The organism is Flavobacterium sp. W22_SRS_FK3, assembly GCF_052113665.1.
GTDB lineage: Bacteria > Bacteroidota > Bacteroidia > Flavobacteriales > Flavobacteriaceae > Flavobacterium.
Map to the genome: position 1 here is coordinate 77,152 of NZ_JBGQOF010000005.1, position 20,327 is coordinate 97,478.

A 20,327-nucleotide genomic window follows, 5' to 3' on the forward strand; every position below is an offset into this window, starting at 1 on the left:
GCATTTAATCTCATATAGCATTTTAAAACACTATAAACATGCGAATTAGATAACATTTTCAAGTTTTTATATAACCCAAAAAATTTAAGGTACCGTATTTTTGAATAAATCTTAAAAAAGCTAAAAGCCATGGAAAATTTGAAAAAAAATAAGAGCGATGATCTTCAGTCTGATTCCTTACACAGCCAAATTTGTTTAGCAGACAATATTGATTTTATTTACCGTAAATCCTATAAAGGAGATTGGGGACACTGGGATGATCTGCCTGATAATGCACCTTCTAACCTAAATCGCGCAGAGACAACGAGGAGTAGACAATTAGTCAAAGGAAGCGCAGGTCCGTATGAAAATAGCTACCTATAATGTAAACGGTGTTAATGGCCGTTTACCTGTATTACTTCGGTGGCTTGAAGAAGCTGCACCTGATATTGTGTGTTTGCAGGAACTAAAAGCACCACAGGATAAATTTCCCGAAAAAGCCATTCTTAATGCGGGCTATAATGCTATATGGAATGGACAAAAACAATGGAACGGGGTCGCAATTCTGGCCCGAAATATGGAAATTGAAGAAATCACACGTGCTCTTCCTGGAGATAACGACGACATTCAAAGCCGCTATATAGAAGCACTAATTAATGGAGTTGTAATCGTCTGTCTTTATCTTCCAAATGGTAATCCGGCACCAGGACCTAAATTTGAATATAAATTAAAATGGCTTAAAAGACTTTCTGATCGTGCCGAAACTTTACTTAGTTTAAAAATACCAGTTTTACTACTAGGCGATTTTAATGTCATTCCTACAGAATTGGATGTGTACAAGCCTGAAAAATGGATAAATGATGCACTTTTCAGACCAGAAGTACGAAAAGCTTTTAAAGATATTGTTTCTCAGGGATGGACAGATGCCGTCCGTACTTTATATCCTACTGAAAAAATTTACACCTTCTGGGATTATTTCAGAAATGCTTACCAAAGAAATGCCGGTCTTCGGATTGATCATTTTCTCTTAAGTCCTGAAATTATCAAAAAACTGATTTCTGCTGGCGTAGACCATCATGTTAGAGGCTGGGAAAAGACCAGTGATCATGCACCCGTGTGGATTCAAATTGATAAAATAAACTAAACAAAATTTTAAATTTACTTCTTGTTACTAAATATCGAATTTTTAGTTATTTCTCTACTATAACAAAACCTGCAATAAATTAATATAGCAGGTTTTTCTGAATCAATAATTACTTATAAAAGTAATGAATGAACAATAATAGATTAATCTATTTTCTTTAATAATTTATGGCATTACCGTATCTTTTTTTACCATGGTTGTATCAAGAGATACAGTAGAGGTATCAATAGTAGTCATAGCAGTATCAACAGTAACTTCTGTTGAATCATAAGCAGTGTCTGCAGGAATTGTATCCGTTTTTTTACACGAAAATGACAATCCAGCAATAACAACCAGCAAGGCAATTTTGGTTTTGACAAGTGTTTTCATAATAATATCTTTTTGATTAATACTATTTCAAATTTAAGTTTTGTGACAATTAAATTCTTACATAATTATTTTTAAATTTTACAAAAAACCCCATTTAAAACATTATATACTAACATGTTACTGTTTTTAACTAATCAAATAAAAATCAAAATTAATCGGCTTTATATTTATTATTCCAATATAACATTAATAGTAAGGTGACAATTATACAGGAAGCGGTTCCTTCAAAAAAGAGACAAAGTGAATAGGTTTCAACAGATGGATCACCTCCAAACATGAAAGCCTGAGAAAGCGATTTTACATATAGATCACCACCTCTTGCATAACTATAAATCATCAACGCAATAATACTAAGTACTACACCGGTAAATGATGTAATCATAGCTGAAATTGCATTAGGCATAAAACTGTTTTTACCTTCAGCAAGATTCATTTTTAAAGTTGTATTTACCCCATAAAAAATGAAAAGAACATTTAATAAACGCAGATAGAATAAATGGGAAAGATTCAAAACTTCCAATAACAGGAAAAAGAAAGCAATCCCTAAAAATATGTAAAAGCCATTGATTATTTCTTTTGATACTTTCATAATATTTCAGTTAAGTGAGAAAATAACTTGATTTTTAAATTTTCTCAAATAAAGTAAAAAATATAGAGAAACCTGTTTCAATATTTCATATTAAAATTACAATATTCACATAGTTAATTACTTGATAATGATTAAATTACATAATAAAAAAATAAATTTTTTCATAATATAAAGCAAATCAGATGATGAAGAATATATTATGCAAAAACAGATTTTTTTAAGAGGTAAATTTATTTCTCTTTTCTTTTTAAGCGAGATGGAAATTATACAACTCATCTTAAAAATTATGTAAATATTATCTAAACCAAATCATCAATTTTAGTGTAAATATTAAAAAAGATTTTCAGAAGATATATTTTTTAAAAACAAACAATTTTAACTATAAATCTTCGAATTATTTAAGTAATTAAAAAAGATAACATTGGAAAAAGTTAAGATTCAAGGATTAAAAACAACTTTAAATTACCTGCAAAGCAAACAGCTTGAACTAAAGAGACAAGAAGGAAATGATACACGAAGTATTGAATCTATAATAAAATATTTAAAAAAAGATATGATACATCGCTATGGTTTAGCTGAATATGATTTATCAATTAAAGCAGATATCAAAAACACAGAGAATTTTATTGTCAGTGTTAAAAAAATTATTTCGATTCACTCCGAATCGGTTTCTGAGTAATTCATGTTTTTCTCTATAATTTACTTTTCTTTATAACTGCTTAAAAAAGTTAAAAGCCTTATATTTACTTTTTGGCTGACAGAATGCCTTCCCAAATAAATTATGAAGCGCTAACCAACAAATCTTAAGCAACCATAAAGATGGAAAATCCCCAAACTATACAAAAATCATTACCTCTCGTTGATAATCCAGTACCCAATAATCAAATAAGGAAAGCTGAATTATTACCGGACTCTGAATCCCGATTAGATTCCATGGAGATGAAAGAAAAACCTATAGCCGATTCTGATATTCCATTTAGAGATATGACGGATGTTGCCAGTAAAAAGAGAAGTATTCATCAACTCATTGCTATACTGAATGTTGAAAATAATATAAGGTATCAAAAAACAATAGAAGATACGTATTGTAATGTGTACTCTTATGATTATTGTTATTTTTCCAAAGTATATCTCCCAACGGTTTGGTGGACAGCTGAATCTCTTGAAAAAATACTACAGGGACAAGAAGTTGAAGCTATTTTTGAGCAGACTGTAGATCGTATTTACTCCAGTGCTATACACGATTGGTTTTTAGAATGGGGAGCGAGTTTTGGCTGGAAAAGAATGCATACTGCTGATGAGATTCAGAATAAAGTGAATGAAAATGGCGGAATTGGAATAATTTGTGCCAAAAGAAAAGAAAAAGGGCTCTCCGGACATATTGTTCCTGTTATTCCCGAAACAGATTTGCATAAGGCCTACCGCCAAAATGGTGTAGTGATATATCCTCTTCAGTCACAGGCAGGAAAATTGAATTATAATTACTTTTCTGAAGTTAGACAAGACTGGTGGAATGATGAATTATACACTTCTTTTGTGTTCTATTATCATGAATAAATAAAACAATTTACCTTAATGTTAAAGCATGAAAAACTTAATTAATTTCATTCTGTTATCCACTTGGAAATGACAAGAAAATAATCTAATTTTGCAGTCTTGAAAAAACAGGAATAGCAAAATGTTACCATCAGGCTATTCATCTTCTTAAATTATTGATATAAAAGCAATTATTTGCAAATAGTAATTTTATAACCCCATTATAGAATAATATTTTATCACTCTTTCAGTCGATATAAGTGCAAAATTTCTAAGACATAAATACATTCCTAAATTTTAAAAAGTAAAATAAAACTTTTTTAATGGATGCAAAACAATGCTTATTCCATTAAATAAAAGTTTTTTGACTCTAATTCTGAACAGATTAGATTTGAATTTGCTAACAAAAAATTAATGCCTTTATAAATTATAATTTAATCATTAAAAGAAAATAGTATAAATGAAAGACAATCAGACCAAAAAATATTATTGGGGTATAGGATTAGAAAACGAAACCTACATGCAATTTGAAGAATCCCTAATAGTTTCTGGTGAATTTATACAGAAAAAAATTGGTTTTGAGAAATACAGTATCGACTATAGAAAATGCTACAAACCTGAAAGTCTTGCTCCTATTTTGAAAAAAGCTTTTGGATTGAATGAAAACTATAAGGTGAGCCGAATGATTAATAGCCATTCATTGGAAAAACTAGATGTAAACTATCAGCACAAAACATTATCACCTGTTAAACCGTTAATTGATACAGAAAATGGTGAAATAGTCGCTCAGCCACTTGAAAACCCTGAATATCTTGGAAAATCAATTATGGAACTTTTCCTTGAAGATCAGCCATACAATATTCAAAGTATGATTACCCAAAGAAACAAAACGATGGGTTCAGTACATTTTGACGGAGATTCTATTGAATTTGTAACTAAATATTTTGAAAATCGAACTATAGCCGATTCCTGCAAAGAATTAAAAGCGACCAAGAAATTATTTCTGGATAAGATTAACGAGTCGTCTGTATTAAATGGCAAATTAAATTTTCCGGATTACAACAATGGACTTAATATGTTTATGACAAATCAGGAAAACCTTGTTTTGTTTAATAATGGAACGTATCATTTTCACATTACTTTACCTTCATTAACAGAAGACAGCAGAATTGTTGATTACAATGATTTTGAGAAAACACATGCCAATGCTATTTATTTACTGCAATGGTTTGAACCCTTTTTTATAGCGACACTTGGAAGTCCTGACATTATGGGAGTAATCAGCGATAAGTACAGTCTGGATAAAAAATTTACTTTAGGTTCTATGCGAAATGCCATGTCGCGTTACATAGGTGTGGGTACTTACAACAAGGCGATGCCAAAAGGTAAAATCTTGACTTATAAAGTTGATGATTTTAGAAAATTGCTAAAATTTGAAAAAGAAGACAATATTTGGTGGCGCGATCAGATCGAAGCTGACATGGAGTATGAAATGCTTTCGGAAGTTGGTCTTGATTTTAATCAGGAAAAAATGTACCAAAGCGGTTTTGAATTCAGAAGTTTTGATGAGTTTCCGGCTGAATATTTAAATGATGTCCTTTTTTCTATTATTCTAATCTGTGAGCATTCTTTAAATCTGCCAGATGTTCAATGGGGGCATGATAGCAAAGTTTGGAATAATTTGGTTTTTAAAACTTTAAAAATGGGTTATGCAACTGAAATCAATGAAGCTGAAAAGAACGAAATTTTAGATTTACTGCAATTGTTAAATCCATCAGATTCAAATTATATTAAACTAAAATCTGAATTTGAAGTTTTAGTAATGCTGGATGAATTTTTCTTTAAGATTCTGGCTGTTTTACATGAGAAGTACAAAGACAATAATATCTGTATGGATGCGATGTATGGGCAAAAAACAAGTTTTCCTCCAAAATGGGATAACTTTAATAAATACCAGACAGAAAGACATTTGCAGCAAATAAGTTTATCCTGAGCGAAGCCGAATGGGACTCATTCTGGAAGCTTCTTAAATTTTAACTAACAGCTTTATTATAGCGTTACTGGTACATTATTTCTTTTTGAACTGCTTCTAATGATCAAATCAGATTCAATTATTTTAGTTATAATTTTATCACTTTCTGTATTCAATATATGGTCAAAATAAACCATTGCAGCCTGATATCCTAGTTTTTCACTATTTTGATCTACGGAAGAAATTGAAGGTGTAATAATTTCTGTAAAAGGTTCGTTAGCATATCCAAAAACACCTATGTCTTCCGGAATTTTTCGTCCAGATTGTGTTATAGCCAAAATAATCCCCAAAGCCTGTAAATCTGATATAGCAAGAAATGCATCAGGCGGTTCAGGTAATCCCAAAAGTCTCAGGGCTGTTTGAAATGCTGCTTCTTTACTGATATTATCATCTACAATAAAATCATCCGGAACCTTTATTCCGGCTTCGTTAATTGCTTTGATAAAACCTTCTTTTCGATGCAGGAACAAATCCATGTGCAAAGGACCTCCAATAAAAGCAAGACGTTGATAACCTTCGTCTATCATGCTTTTTGCTGCTTTATACGTGGCCTCTTTATTATCATTTATAACCCTGTGACCAGGAAAATTTTCGTCACATCGATCAAATTGGATAAGGTTGATTTTATGCTCTAAAACCTGTTCCAAAACTTTTGCGGACTGGGTTTCTTTTGACAGTGAAATTAAAATACAGTCAACATTCTGATGAATCAGTGTTTCTATAGCAGCTTCTTCAATATCAGATTTTTCGTGAGACTGGCAAATAATCAAATTGTGTTTGTTTTCAGTACATGCTTTTTCAATACCGGAAATGGCATCCGAAAAGAAATTCTGATTAATATGAGGCACAATTACACCAAGAGTTCTTGAGGAACCCCGTCTTAAATTTGCAGCCTGGGTATTATGTTTGAAATTAAGTTCAGCCGCTTTTTTTAAAACCGACTGCCTTACCTCTTCCCTTACCCCCGGCTTATTATTGAGGGCTTTGGAAACATAGGATACAGATAGTTCTAGTTCTTTTGCTAAATCGTATATGGTAATTCTTTTTGTGCTCATACTGCAAATATATCTTAAAAGTATGTAATTCAATAAAACTATATTAATTTGATAATTTAAATCCTAATAAAAGTTGTTTTTTATATCAAATACTACAATTTGTATGTTTTTTTATTATTTATAATTATCATATTATTTGTAATTTATTTTCAAATATTTAAATTATCAGTCTTAGGATACCATTATTTAACACTTATAATTAACGGCTTCTTTATTTCCTTAGAAAAATTTTCCAGGTATTCGAACCATTTTTTAGCATCAGTAATTTTTCCGGCTTTATCCCAGGCAGCCCCTGTGTAATAAACGATCGGTTCATTGCTTGTAGCTGTTGTTTTTGCTAAGAGCTGAATTTTATCTGACCACATACCTGTAACCGGCGTTGTTAATATTGAGCCTATAGCGGTGGTACCATTTTTTTCAGAAGTCGGCTCCCAATATGCCATAATTCCTTCTTGTTCATTTAATGAAATATTTCCGGCTTCACCTCTTCTGCTAATTCCTACCACAACGGGAATTGTTTTATTATCCTCAAAAGTGTAGACATTTTCTATCCGGTTAAGTTGTGAACCGGCTTCCAATGTTATTTTTTTTGTTACTCTAATTTTTATTCCGCCTGCATCCCAATTATCATATATCAATTGAAATGTAGAGCGTAATGGGCCATTGTCAAGTACTTTCCATCGATGATAATTTGCTGAATATCTAATAGTATCTTGTACATAAGGCGCCATATTTCCTGCACCTAATGAATGCCCTACCTGATAATAATCCAGACCGTCCCCATGGTCTGTATGATAATCTGCCAGTTTATAGCGTTTGTTGATAATCATTTTATTAGTGCGTTTTACCCAGACATCAAAGCCGTAAGCATCTTCGTTTGATCCCTCGATTGCTTTACCGTAAGTACGAAATGCAATTAGATCATTTTCCCATGCAAAATCATCTTTACGTTCCGGAACATATCTGGCATAGGTTTTTACCGTAAAAGTTTCCGGTTTTCCACTTTGTATAGAAAGAATCAATTTCGATTTTGCTTTCACATCAACCTGGACAAGTAAATTTTGGATCGCGGAGTTACCTTGATGCTCTAATTGAAAAATGACTTGCTTCTTTGATTTTTGATTAATTACAACAAAATCTGAAGTGTCTATTTTAGGGAAACCATTTAAAATGGTTTCCCAATTTATTGCCACAACAGCTTCTTTTCGATCTAAAGCCGAATTATTTTCAATAATTACAGTTGCTTTTGTTTGTGCCAAAAAAGGTACAGGCATTATAAAAACAAAGCAATAAAAGAGTTTAATAAGTTTCATGAATATTCTTTTAAATAATTTGGAAGTATCAATTCTAAGTTAATTTTACGTTTAATCTTTTTCATTTTGCATAAAATCCGGAAAACCGCTTTTTGTCCAATTTACAATACGTGCGCGTGCAGCACGATTTTTATCTGATAACTCATGTCCCTGTATTTCTTTGTAGTCACGGGCATGATAAATCATTATCGTTTTTTTTCCATCTTCAGAAGTCGTAAATGAATTATGACCAGGACCGTATCTTTTTAAATCTTCACTGGTATAGAAAACAGGTCCCGGTGACTTGTTCCAGTTGGCAGCATTCAACAAATCTGCGTCTTCATTAGCCCACAACAATCCCATACAATAATTATGATTTGTTGCACTGGCGGAATAAGTAACAAATATTCTGCCGTCTTTTTTAAGTACAGCAGGCCCTTCATTTACATTGTATTTTATTCTTTCCCAACTGAATTCCGGCTCGGTTATAATCACTTCTGGCCCTGTAAGTGTCGTTGGACTTTTCATTTCAGATACAACTAAAGCCATTCCGCTATTGCCTCCTCTTACATTTTGTGCCCATATTAAATACCTCTTACCGTTGTGCTCAAAAGTTGTGGCATCTAAAGAAAAGGATTCTTTTTGTGTTTTTATTTGTCCTTCTTCTGTCCATTTACCCTGCATCGGATCTGATGATGGATTTGATAATGCATACATTCTTATATTCCAAATATTTTCTGCTTCTCCTGCAGCAAAATAGATATACCATTTTCCATCTATTCTATGCAATTCCGGCGCCCATATATGGCTGCCCATAACGCCTGTTTCATGTTTATGCCAGACTTCTTTTTCCTTGGCTTCTTTTAAGCCGTTAATGCTATTTGCTTTTCGTATTTCAATTCGATCATATTCAGGCACTGTAGCTATTAAGTAGTATTCACCAGAATCAGTTTTATGCACCCATGGATCTGCACGCTGTTCTGCAATTGGGTTATTGAATTCAACAGATTGTGAATAGCTTTGGAATGAACATATAGTTGCCATTATAACCAAAGTATGTATTCTAATTAATTTCATGGTTTCATTTCTTTTTCTATTCGTATGTATATTCAAGATTAATTACAAGCTGAACGTATTCGAAGCCCTTTCCTGGTAAATAACCTTCTAATTCACTCAGTATTATACGTAAACTAATTTGTTTAATGGTTACTTTTAATTAAAATCAATTATTTTCTTTGTTCCATTATTTAATTGAATTGCAACTTTTCCATTTGTCTGTTCCGAAATTCTTAGAGGAACCAACTCCTTATCCTTCCATTTTTCACCGGATTTTTTCCAAAGCATCAAAGTGGCAAAAAGATTTGATTTTTTTGAATCATTTATAATATTGATCACACTACTTTCATTACTCTCCGGGTTTAATCCTTTTGCTTTTACAACTTCTGTTTTATCCCATCCTAAGATTGGAATCATTGCTAATTGATATTTACCATTATCAATAATGGTTATCTCATAGCCTTCAATATTTTTTTTAATAGTAACAATTTCTTTATCCAATTTTGGTAAAGCATAATGACCTAACCGTATTGCAATTGGTTTGTCACTATTATTTTTATCGACTCTTAAAATTCCGTTAGGCAAAGGAATATCTGCTAAATTAAACCTAATATTTTCATCGGTTTCCAAAACTACATTTCTGTAATAGACACCGTTTTCAAACTTATTAAAAGTATACAATCTAAAGGCTTCCCACTGGTTATTTTTGTTTTTGACAACATAATTCATTGCTACTTCTCCATTTTCTCCATCAGCCTGCCACGGAAAAGCACTATTATAGGAAAGTCTGTTGTAGTTTTCTGTTGATCTGAATTTTTGCCAGTCGCTGCTTACTTTTTCATGACACCATGCCCTTACTTCAGAAGCACCAATATTAGGATAATCTGTAATTAAAATATTAGAATCTCCCTGATATTTATTGTAAACTTCGTCTTTTTTAAATTTTGTATCCCAATCACCATTATTTTCTTTTGCATTCCAAAAAGGATTGTCATCCGGAAGGAGTAAACCTAAAAATATTTTTCCCATCCAATACACGCTTCCCCTGCAGCTGTAAATTTGGACAGCAGGTTCAAAAGCACCGTAAAATCCGAGTGTTGGAACATTGTCTTTTATAAAATCAGGATGCGTTAAAAATTGCCTGATTACTCCTGATGAAATTCTTCGCATCCAGCCATAATTTATATCTGGATCGTTTTGAAATCCCATTAAAGGAAAAGGAACAACTGCACCGGTTCTGTAGCTTATACTCCTTCCCCACATAATCATTTCGCCGTCTTTACTAAACAAATACGGATAATTATCTTTTAAATCAATAAAATTAGCTGTAAACTTACTAGCAATGTCAGGATAATGCTTTTTACCAAAAAACTCAGACCAAATCGTGCCATACATCTGAAACGCCCACATACTATAATAATCATAGGCAGGACTATCATTGTACCAGCCATTTCCTCTATAATGCTTCAGTGATTTTTCTAAATACGCAACCAGTAATTTTTCATTAACGTCATATCCTTGTTCTTTAAAAAAACTCAGCACAAAAATGTTAAAAAACTTCCAGTTAGAATCTACTGTAGGGCCATCGCCATAGCTAAGCATTATTCTAGCCAGTTCATCTTTTTGATTTTGTGGCAATTGCTTCCATAAAACATCCGGATTTGTAAGCATCGAAAGTGCCAAAGCACCAAATTCAACTAATTTTTGATTTGGGCCGCCATTTTTAGGACGAGACTCAATATAAGACGGACTCTTTTGGTCTGTCAATTTTCCTATCTGATACCTGTAATAATCTGCTACTTTAATGTTATTGATTACTAAAGACGGATTTTCTTTTAATAATGGGGAGGCTATAAATAAAGTTCTGCAGAGTCCTTCCAGTTTTTCTGTTGGAATCTGGTTTTCATTAACAGGATAGCTTTTTCCTTCTTGCTTAGGAAATTTCATCGGATCATCTAAAGTATGAATATAACTAAACGCACCCTCCAATAAATAAAGAGCAGCATCTTTCCAATGCTGTTTTGTCATCCCTGTGCATGGACTAATTTTATAATCAGGATTTTTTATCTGAAAAGTATTAGATGTATTTTCTTTTTGCTGTGAAAATAAAGACACACTGAAAATACCGGCTAAAAGCATTGCTATTTTTAATTGATTCATTTCTCAAATAATTTTGTAATTTTTGGATACTTAAAAAAGTTATACGCCAAAAGTGTAAAAACAACACTTTTCAAATATATGACTATTACTTATAAATTTCTACCTTTTTAAAAATATATAGCGCATTTAATAGTTTATTTAGTTTGCTAATGTTTCGAGATTCCATTTATCAAACCACTTTAAAATTGGTTTTTCTTCAGTAATTTTAATTGGTAACCAGATATAAGTACCATCAATAGGATTTTTTGGATTCCATCGATCAGCCATAAAAATAAACTGGTCCTTTTTACCCTGAACAGAAAAAATATATGTGCTTTGTGAATGAAATGTCAGGTCAGCATCTTTGCCAACACATGGGTTCCCTAAAGCTTCCCATGGTCCCCAAATAGATTTAGACTTAAAGGAACGCGCTTCATTAGGATCCCAGCCAGTACAACCAGAGGTAATCATATAATAAATTCCATCTTTCTTAAAAACTGCGGGAGCTTCATTATGCCCAGCCGGCTCAACTCTTGTCCATTTTTCGGTAAAATCTAAATAATCATCTGTAAGTTCCGAAATATGAAGTGTCAAATTATTTTCAGAAGAATGAATCAGATACGCTTTGGAATCATCATCAACATAAATCGTCATATCTCTTGACATCTGGCCTTTATGAAAATCTTTACGAACCAGCATTCCGTTTTTTACAGCTTTCAGCCATTCAGGAGTCCAGGATTTCAAAGTTTGTTCATCTATCGAAGCGTTTTTAAATTTATCCTTAAAATCGATTGGCCAAGTTGCTTTATTAGGACGATATGATTTTTTGAATTCAAAAGGCCCTTTTGGAGTGTCACTTATTGCAACAGCTGCTTTTGCTGCATCATAGCCACACCCTTTCAGTTCTAAATGAAACCACATAACATATTTACCCATTTTTTTATTAAAAACAACTTTTGGACGTTCTATGATACAGCCTTTTGTAATTTCGGAATCCCGGTCCTCTTCTACTTTTAAAACAATACCCTCGTTTTTCCAATTGTACAAATCTTTTGAAGCATAACAGCTGACACCTTTTAAAGCGGTATTTCCTCCTTTGCCTTCCGTTTTAAATTCGCCATACCAATAATACGTTCCATCAGCAAAAAGAATTCCGCCTCCGTGAGCATTAATGTGTACTCCATTTGTATCTTTCCATTCTTTTCCGGGTGCAAAATGTTTGTTCTGACCGAAAACAAAAGAACATACAAAGCCTATAACTATCGAATATTTTAATTTCATTTTGATTGCTTTTTTTGATAAACCCTGATATAATCTATAATGTACTGTGACGGTAAATTATACGTTTTAAATTCACCGCCATTCATTCCTCCTACTGCCAGATTTATCAATACATAATGAGGCTGTTGGAAAGGCTTTATCTTTTGGCTTTTGTATTTTATTGATTCTGCAACACTGATTTCATTCAGTAACTGATCATCCACATATAATCTGATCCATTTTGCATCCCAGTCCATACGCCAGATATGAAATTTTTCTGCCCAGGCTTTATCTTTAAAATCACTCAGCATTTTTGTGGAACTATCCCAGACTGTTTTGGACTCATCTGATTTCCAGCAGGCATTTGCCAATATTTTTCCTGTATAATATTCCATAATGTCAATTTCGCCATTTGCAGGCCAGTTCCCTTCTATGCCCAAAGTCCAAAATGCCGGCCACATCCCTTTTCCAACAGGAATTTTAGCCCGCATTTCAAATCGGCCATATTGCCAGGAATGTTTTCCGCGCGTAATTAAACAGGAAGATGTCACTTTTATGGAATCTCTTCTTTTAGCCCAGTCCTTATGGGGTTTAGATATAAAATTTGGATTGGCTCTGCTTTCGTTTCTGGCTTCAATAATCAAAAAGCCATTCTTGCAATAAGCGTTCTCCTTTTGGTACCATTGCGCTTCCTGATTCCTTACAAAGCCCATTTCATAATTCCAGTTCTTTTCGTCAGGGATGCCGTTTACATTAAATTCATCACTCCAGACTAACTGAAACACTTCTTTTTTATGTGGTTTCTCTTTAAATGAAACGAAACTATACAGCAATGCTGCAACTCCTAAAACCAAAAATCTATTCCCTTTAAATTTCATTTCATTACCAATTTATAACTCTGATATTGTTCCTTTTAAGAAAATGGGGGATTGCTCAAAATCCCCCATTAACACTACAAGAAATAAAACCAAACTAACTTTATTTTCTAATTTTGCATACTCTATTTTTTGATAATCCTGATGGTTTTATCCGGATAAGACTGAAACTTTACAAAATATAATCCTGCGCTGTTATGCTCTAGATTCAGGTGAATTTTACCATTTTCAACTGCATAATCAGACTCCGAAATTACTTTTCCGTCTACGGTATAAACGGTAATTTTTTGGGTACTGTCTCCATTTGGAACATTAATATCCAACGGTCCTGAAGTAGGATTTGGAAAAGCAGTACTATTTTCTGCCCATCCTGACTGCGGTTTGTTTGTCGATAAGGTCGTATCAACGCTGCCGTAAAACTCAAGCTCTGCAATATTTCCATAACCTGTTGGCGTATACCAGTAGATATACCTGTATTTTGGAGTAGCCAAACCGCTGTCTGTTGCGAAAAGATCATTCGGGGGCGTGTTTGTAATTACATGTAAAACATCATAAACATTAAGATAATCCTCGCTATTCGAACCACGAATTTCACTTCCGGGCATACGATTACCAAATCCGTTTCTGGGAACATATCTGATGTCTGTTAAACTTGCTTTTTTATCCGTTCCGAAATCATATCCCAAATATCCTATGGCCGTTGGTCCATCCACGAAAGTGGTTATATCTTCATCAAAAGCTTTTTCGATTGTAAAACCACTATTATTATAAGATCCCTGATGCCCAATTATAGTTCCGGTAATTTTTTGCCCCGGAGCAGGCGTTGCACTTAAAATACCGGAATCAGGACCTTCACCTAAAGCGTTGAACGCCGATATTTTATAGAAATATGAATTTCCGTTTACAACCGATACATCCTGATATTCATTCGCAGTAACAGTTGCGATAACAGTAAATGGCCCTAAAGCTGAAGTGGCTCTTTTTACATAAAAACCGGCATCATACATAAAATCCCATTTCAGATTGACCCTTGCATCACCATAAGTCAAAGTTGCATTTTCAACTTCAAGCGGAATCGCAAATGCCATGGTCTTAACCTGTAAAGGAGAAGAATACGGGCTTTCACCACCTGTATTTACAGCTGCCAGTTTATAGAAATAGTCTTTATTTTCCTTTAAATTAATGTCATCAAAAGTTGTTTCTTTTAGATACACAGTTACATCTTCATAGGTGCCATTCACAGTTTCAGATCTTTTAATAGTATAAGATTCAGCTCCTGCAACTGCCGGCCATTTTAAATTGATGATTGATTTCGACAATGCCTTTCCTACTATATCTGTTGGTGTTCCTGCAATTGGTGCTTGCTCAAATATTAGTATTCCTGAATAGGCTGATTCTACATTGTCTTTACCCACAACTTTAATTCTGTATGCTGCTTTTGAATGAACTACATCAACCTGTTTAATAACTTTATAATCTGTTGTTTCATAAAAAACAGAGAAGTCATTTTCGCCGTCTAATTTTCTTTCAATAATATATTTATTTACTAAATCATGATTGTTACCTGTCCAATTTATCGTAATATTTGGATAGTCTGATGACAATTCATAACTGAGTGTTTCGACTTTTGTTTTCCAGGTTGGAATGTATTCCCTGTTTGAACTAAAGGCTTTTGCCGAAGCATTATTGGCATAATATTCTCCTGCAGGGGTTAAGACCACATAACTTGTAGCTGTACTTGAAATCACAGGAGCAGTTTGAAGCCACACATAATTTTGCCAGTTTGGATTTCTTGTTTTAAAGGCATCGTCTATGGTAACATACATTGCCCTTGCGTCCTGTACCCAATTGTATATGGAATAGCGTTCGACATAATCTGTAGTTTCCAGCAAGGTTAATATTGCGGCTAAATCATTTTTGTGTTTAACGGCATTTGCATCAGTCAATAAAGTTGGTCCATCAGGAAAATTATTACCTGTCCAGTTTGCCCCAACATTCCATTCTGTAATCCAAAGAGGTCTCTTGTATCTGTCGTATATATTTTGCAAATCACTTTTCCATTGTGCTGCAGTTTTATACCAATAGCAGTGAATCGCTACATAATCGATTCGGTAATTATTTGCCTCTGCCTGAGTCATAAAAGAACCCATCCACGGATTAAAAGGATCTGATGTTGCCGGAGAACCTAATCGTAATCCAGATTTCATAAGTGCCGGCCAGGAAGCTATAGCAGCTTCAACCGTCATATTTGCCTGATCAGGACGATCTGGTTCATTAAATCCTAAAAGATGTGTATAGCCTTCTTTTGTGTAGGCAGGCGTAAATGATGGCCAGAAATTGGTTTGTCTTATAGGTACATATTCTACATTTGGTGTCGTATCCATTCCGGTATTCCAGTTGTAATACCAGGTTATATTGGTTGCGTCCATAGCCTCAGTACTTCCACCTGCGAGTCCTTTTTTGTTGACTTCATGCCATTTCATTGTTCTGATAAATGAAATCGTTCCGTTTAAATTTACAGGTAAAACTGCGATTTCCAGATCCTGATTTTCTGCAATATAAACCCTGCTATATCCCGATCCGTCAGCATTTGTAGCAAAGGTTGCCATATAGCCTTTCTTTAATTTAAATGACCTGATTGTATTATCAAATGCGGCTAAATTATCATGTGGCGTAACAGCTGCATATTGTTGTGAAGTGCCTCCGAAATTTTCTGCTGTAAAAACTTCCAAAGGCATTTCATTCACTGAATAAGGAGCTACCACAGCACCTCCACCATAATTGGTCACCTGAGCATTAACTCCATTACCTGCCAGAACACCATTTATCGATATATATTGCAGGTAAGAACTAATTACTTCACTTGGTTTTTTATTTTCAAAATACAATCGTGAATTTGCTGAATTTAAATTGACTGTTGTATTGATTAAAGGATTGTAGGCATTTTTTAAATATAAAGAAGCAGACCCATTTAAAACAACGCTTGATTTTGCATAAGCACCCCCATTTACGCTGCTTGTAATTTCGGAAGTTATAGCAGAAGGGCTGATGATTTTTTCCGGAGCGTAAGCCGTATCTTCAAAAGTTACTGAACTAACGACCATATCAACAGCACCTGCATCATAATTCTTACCGATCACAATATTAGCCATTTGTTGTGTCTGAACTTTTAAATCTCCTATTCCAAAAAGCGCTTTATCTCCTGTAATATTGATGTAATAGGTACCTGCAGCCTGAGACTGGAACGAAACATCTCCTTTTCTTAATTTATTTACAGCTCCTGTTACAAAGTTTTTAGTAGTAATAATTGTTCCTGCTTCATTAGCCTCTGTTGAAACCGATACATTCATCTGGCAGCCTGGAACTAAATTTGAAATATACTCATACAGCCACGAAAACTGATAATCTTTTGATGCTTCAAGCTGTACCGGAAAAGAATAAACAGAATTCTCCTGAGTGCCATCCCATCGAATATACATTAGTCTTCCCGCATAATTTGTTCCGTCTGATTCTAATGCATGCCCTGCAGCTACGTCCATATACCGAACTCCGCTTGCTGCGTTTGCCGTATTAAAAATTGTTGAAGAAACAGAATTTGACCAGCCATAAGCTGTAGGATTTCCGGTATTGTCATTGGTAAAACCATCCCACGCATTGATTAAATTAGATGATTTAAGTGTTAAATCCCCCATTGCCATAAGTCCAGATCCTGCAGTAATGGTAATGTAAAATGTACCATCAGCAGTAGCTATAAAAGAAAAATCTCCTTTTCGTAATTTAGTAGCATTTCCGGTTATAAATGTTTTAGAAGCTATTGCTCCGTTTCCGTTTGGTGCAGCTGAAATAGCAACATTCATTGGAGTTCCAGGAGCTGAATTGGACACATATTCATAAATCCATGAAAATTCATATTTAAGATCCTTTTCTAATTTCACAGGGTAACTATAAGTTGAAGTCGAGTACGCGCTATTGTCCCAGCGAATGTACATGATCCTTCCGTTGTAAGATGTATTATTGGATTCGAATGTATGTCCGGAAGTTACATCCAAGTATCGAACACCACTAGTTGAGTTAGCCGTATTCCAGGGAAGACTTGCAGAAGTATTCGCCCAGCCATAATCATTTGGTTTGCCGGAATTATTTCCTGTAACTCCAGCCCATCTCCCCAAAAGGTTATCTGATCCGTATACAATTGGTGCTGCTAAATTATCAAATATAAAAGCAAGAGCTTTTGAACTTAAAAAATGCCCATCCTGATAAATATTTACAAGGCCATTTTTTACAGCATATCTATATGTTTGTTCCTGAGCATTATCAGCAGAACTACTTAAATTATCTATTGATGATAAAACAGTTGTGTAATTAAAAGTAGTTTTATCTAAAGAAGCCCTGAACCCAAGCCCTGCTGTATTTTTTACTTCGACATCCAATCCTCTACCCTGTACTGCATTGATTTTTGCTTTTAACTCCAGTGTAAACTCTGTCTGATTGGATAATGGAAATGTTATCACATCCGAAGTTGTACTATTGCTAAATGTATTTGAACCACTTAATGAAGTCGTTAAATTTACTTTGACTGGCAAATTAGGAGCCTGTGCCTGTATCCGGAATAAAAAGACCGATAGTCCGAAGAATAAAAAGGTGTATAATTTTTTCATATGAAGTCTTATTTAAAAATTGTTGAAATTTTTTTGTTTACATTTTTTAGTTAGTAACAAATGAATGTGATGCAGAAACCAAAAGGCTACTGCAAGTTTTTTAACCGTTAAATTTATTGATTCATGTGAATTATAACTGGACTAGAAAAAACAGGAAATCCAGTTTCATAAAGACCACCAGCATTATTTTTTGAAGAATAATGCCGTCGTGGTCAATACTTCTTAAACTATTAATTGAGGGGCAAAAACTAATTATTTTTTAAATTAATGTCGATGGTTTAAGCTTAAAACTTTAGTTAATTTTAGCTATCAGCTTCGTGGTATTGTACATTCAAATTAAATTTTTAGCATATTACAATACGCTTTCATCTGCAACAGCATCCTGCCATTTATCCCAAACCTTTAAGTTAGGATCGTAACCATCATAACCATAGTTCTGACTTAATTTACCTTTATTATTAGCTGTTATAGCACTATTAGGAATAGGCCAATAGTTATTACGTTTGTCCATCGTATAAAATTTAGTACCATTTGGCACAACGATTCCACTTGGGTATTTGTTGTAAAGGGTATAATGTGAAATACGCTGGTACCAGTAACTTCCTCCGGCTGCATCTGTTCCGGATTGTTTGTCCCAATTGCTTAAACTATACGTCTGCCCCCACTCATCGGGCTTTCCGCTAAGGGCGAGACAATGCGAAATACGTTTTAGCTCTACATTTCTCCATTCTTCAAGGTATAGTTCTCTTCCTCTTTCTGCACAAATATCCCCTATCGTTACCTGTCCGTACATTTGAGAAGCTCCGGCTCTGGCTCTGATTGCATTTACATCCTGAGTTGCTCCGCCAATATTACCCTGATAAAAACGTGCTTCTGCTCTTAACAGATACGTTTCAGCCAGACGATATAAGTACCAATGTGCTTTACTTCCGGTACTGGCTCCCTGAAAATCAGTTGCATTTGGATTGGTTTCATTTACAACATCATGGAGATAAATTTTATACAACGGAAAATCAAACCACTCACGAAGTGTATCTTTTGATAATATAACGTTTCCTTCTTTCAATCTGAAATTTTGCTGGTAGTATGCAGAAGTCTTATCACTGTATTTAAGATCTTCCATATTTACCCAGTTCCCAACAGTACTATTATGCCTAAGATCCTGCTTATCCTCAATACCATTAACAATCCACATAGGAACTTGCGAATAATAGGAAGCACTAATGGTAGCAATTCCACGTCCCAATGCCCTTGCATAATCATATTTAACCTGATAATTAGCATTATTTGAAGCAAAACGACCAGCTGCCTGCTTACCATCAGGGGTAGTAACTGTTCCTGAATTCCAGTTAGGTCCAAAAATTCTCATTGTGGCAAATGGTAAAAATGATTGTACTCCACCATTTGGCATTATCAATATTGCTTCTTTATTTGCAGCAATAATTTTATTTTCTGGCCTGTGTAAATCCCAAACGACATTTCTGGTAATTGACAAGGTTTGTGGATTTCCTCCCGGATCAAAAGTTCCAAAATTGCTTTGCATTAAAGAATAACCTGACTGATTAATTAAAATATTTGCCTGCGCTTCAGCCTCTTGAAATCTGCCGGAAGCCAAATAACATTTAATCAATAATTGGCGGCATGCTCCTTTATTAACCATACCCAAATAAGGCAGTTTAGATTGTTCAGGTACCCATTCTACAGCCTTTTCCATATCTGCCGTAATCATTTCAATGATAGCTTCCTTTTTAGTAGAATAATAACTCTGCTTTGGAACTTCCAAAATTTTAGTAATTAACGGTATGTCCCCAAATTGATATACCAGATTTAGATAACGGTATGCTCTATGAAAATAGGCCTGACCAATATACTTATTCTTAACTTCCTGAGTTAAACTTGTCACATTATCAATGTATGTTAGTATAGTATTGGCATGTTTAATTCCCGTATACGCTTCATCCCAGTAAAATCCAAAATAAAAATCATCATTTGTTGCTGTTTTATAGCTCATTGTAGGTACCATAGTATTAGCAAAATCAGCAATAGTACTGCTATTATCCGTTTTGCCATACTTTGCCATATCAGAAAAAACATATTCTGTACCGATAGGCACACTATTGCCGGCATTATTATAATGAATGTAATTATTACGTAATTGTTTATCAGCACTTGCTAAAACCGCCTGCAATCCGGATTCTGTCGTAAATGTAGTTTCAGGTTCATAAAACGATAATGGATCAGGCTCCAGAAAATCCTCCGAACAAGAAACCAAAAGAGCAGTAACTACTACTAAAGGCACAAGTATTGAGATTCTATTTTTTATATACTTTTTCATTGTTGTAA

Annotated in this window: 15 protein-coding genes; 5 read left to right on the plus strand and 10 right to left on the minus strand. The window is 34.0% G+C overall.

The genetic code is table 11. The features are described 5' to 3' along the window. The first annotated feature begins 129 nt into the window (after positions 1–129). Both ACEN2I_RS06380 and xth read left to right on the plus strand, forming a co-directional pair. Complete coding sequence (locus ACEN2I_RS06380; protein WP_441765260.1) at positions 130–363, plus strand: hypothetical protein; 234 nt, start codon at positions 130–132, stop codon at positions 361–363. Beyond that, positions 344–1,123, plus strand: a complete 780-nt coding sequence (xth, locus tag ACEN2I_RS06385; protein WP_441765261.1) for an exodeoxyribonuclease III — start codon at positions 344–346, stop codon at positions 1,121–1,123. The genes ACEN2I_RS06380 and xth overlap by 20 nt, the downstream gene beginning before the upstream one ends. Before the next feature lie 165 nt (positions 1,124–1,288). Here the strand turns inward: xth and ACEN2I_RS06390 are convergent, their stop codons facing one another. Together ACEN2I_RS06390 and ACEN2I_RS06395 are read right to left on the minus strand one after the other, a co-directional pair. Then, positions 1,289–1,492 (minus strand): hypothetical protein, encoded by a 204-nt coding sequence (locus ACEN2I_RS06390; protein ID WP_441765262.1) that lies wholly within the window; start codon positions 1,490–1,492, stop codon positions 1,289–1,291. 151 nt (positions 1,493–1,643) lie between these two features. Then, complete coding sequence (locus tag ACEN2I_RS06395) at positions 1,644–2,081, minus strand: hypothetical protein (protein WP_441765263.1); 438 nt, start codon at positions 2,079–2,081, stop codon at positions 1,644–1,646. Between the two features lie 421 nt (positions 2,082–2,502). Between ACEN2I_RS06395 and ACEN2I_RS06400 the strand changes: the two genes are divergently transcribed. The 3 genes from ACEN2I_RS06400 (at position 2,503) to ACEN2I_RS06410 (ending at position 5,610) form a co-directional block, all read left to right on the plus strand. Further along, positions 2,503–2,760, plus strand: coding sequence for a hypothetical protein (locus tag ACEN2I_RS06400; protein WP_441765264.1), 258 nt, complete (start codon positions 2,503–2,505; stop codon positions 2,758–2,760). Between the two features lie 140 nt (positions 2,761–2,900). Beyond that, positions 2,901–3,638: a hypothetical protein gene (locus ACEN2I_RS06405; protein WP_441765265.1), complete on the plus strand. Its 738-nt coding sequence runs from the start codon at positions 2,901–2,903 to the stop codon at positions 3,636–3,638. A gap of 439 nt (positions 3,639–4,077) precedes the next feature. After that, positions 4,078–5,610: a hypothetical protein gene (locus ACEN2I_RS06410; protein WP_441765266.1), complete on the plus strand. Its 1,533-nt coding sequence runs from the start codon at positions 4,078–4,080 to the stop codon at positions 5,608–5,610. A 56-nt stretch (positions 5,611–5,666) separates the two neighbouring features. Here ACEN2I_RS06410 and ACEN2I_RS06415 read toward each other — a convergent pair whose 3' ends face one another. The 8 genes from ACEN2I_RS06415 to ACEN2I_RS06450 all read right to left on the minus strand — a co-directional run bounded on the left by ACEN2I_RS06415 (position 5,667) and on the right by ACEN2I_RS06450 (position 20,319). Continuing rightward, entirely contained in the window at positions 5,667–6,704 is a 1,038-nt protein-coding gene (locus ACEN2I_RS06415; protein ID WP_441765267.1) for a LacI family DNA-binding transcriptional regulator, read from the minus strand. A 182-nt stretch (positions 6,705–6,886) separates the two neighbouring features. Then, positions 6,887–8,017: a DUF4861 family protein gene (locus tag ACEN2I_RS06420; RefSeq protein ID WP_441765268.1), complete on the minus strand. Its 1,131-nt coding sequence runs from the start codon at positions 8,015–8,017 to the stop codon at positions 6,887–6,889. Between the two features lie 51 nt (positions 8,018–8,068). Beyond that, positions 8,069–9,073 carry a glycoside hydrolase family 43 protein gene (locus tag ACEN2I_RS06425; RefSeq protein WP_441765269.1) on the minus strand — a complete coding sequence of 335 codons (1,005 nt, stop codon included), beginning with the start codon at positions 9,071–9,073 and terminating at the stop codon, positions 8,069–8,071. 135 nt (positions 9,074–9,208) lie between these two features. Continuing rightward, the gene (locus ACEN2I_RS06430) at positions 9,209–11,212 is read right to left on the minus strand and encodes a DUF2264 domain-containing protein (RefSeq protein WP_441765270.1); all 2,004 of its coding nucleotides are present in this window, start codon (positions 11,210–11,212) and stop codon (positions 9,209–9,211) included. 138 nt (positions 11,213–11,350) lie between these two features. After that, positions 11,351–12,472 (minus strand): glycoside hydrolase family 43 protein, encoded by a 1,122-nt coding sequence (locus ACEN2I_RS06435; RefSeq protein ID WP_441765271.1) that lies wholly within the window; start codon positions 12,470–12,472, stop codon positions 11,351–11,353. Beyond that, positions 12,469–13,329 carry a glycoside hydrolase family 16 protein gene (locus ACEN2I_RS06440; RefSeq protein ID WP_441765272.1) on the minus strand — a complete coding sequence of 287 codons (861 nt, stop codon included), beginning with the start codon at positions 13,327–13,329 and terminating at the stop codon, positions 12,469–12,471. The genes ACEN2I_RS06435 and ACEN2I_RS06440 overlap by 4 nt, the downstream gene beginning before the upstream one ends. Positions 13,330–13,451: 122 nt before the next feature. Then, positions 13,452–17,984 carry a glycosyl hydrolase gene (locus ACEN2I_RS06445; RefSeq protein ID WP_441765273.1) on the minus strand — a complete coding sequence of 1,511 codons (4,533 nt, stop codon included), beginning with the start codon at positions 17,982–17,984 and terminating at the stop codon, positions 13,452–13,454. 352 nt (positions 17,985–18,336) lie between these two features. After that, positions 18,337–20,319: a RagB/SusD family nutrient uptake outer membrane protein gene (locus ACEN2I_RS06450; protein WP_441765274.1), complete on the minus strand. Its 1,983-nt coding sequence runs from the start codon at positions 20,317–20,319 to the stop codon at positions 18,337–18,339. Between the last annotated feature and the right edge of the window lie 8 nt (positions 20,320–20,327).